This is a genomic window from Sulfitobacter sp. HI0040 (assembly GCF_001634885.1).
Classification (GTDB): Bacteria; Pseudomonadota; Alphaproteobacteria; order Rhodobacterales; family Rhodobacteraceae; genus Sulfitobacter.
Map to the genome: position 1 here is coordinate 1 of NZ_LWEX01000595.1, position 342 is coordinate 342.

The window sequence follows — 342 nt, forward strand, 5'->3', positions numbered from 1 at the left end:
CCATCGGTGAGCGTCACAGGTGCTGCGAGCTTGATCTTGTCGCCTTCCTCGTAGTCCGGGATCGCAGCCCAGTCCTGGCAGCGCTGGCGCCAGGCATGAGCATAGCTGTCTGGGTCTTTCAGCTCGGACAGCAGGGCCAATAGGCTCAGTGGCGCGCGTGATTCGACCGGTCCCGCGCTTTCCTCCATGTCCTCGTAGCCCCAGCAGCCGTCATCATATCGGGTAAGGAATACGGCGGCGAAAGTGATGGAGCCATCCGCATCGGTGACATAGGTCGTGTCTTCGACAGGGGTGCCGTCGATATTTGTGACCTTTGCCGCCGCATACCAAGTCGAACCCACC

The 342-nt window shown here is 60.8% G+C and carries 1 protein-coding gene; it reads right to left on the reverse strand.

The window, feature by feature from the left end; all coding sequences use genetic code 11:
- The coding region (locus tag A3728_RS21355; protein ID WP_443069441.1) for a DUF6927 domain-containing protein at window positions 1-342 on the reverse strand (342 nt) is incomplete at both ends.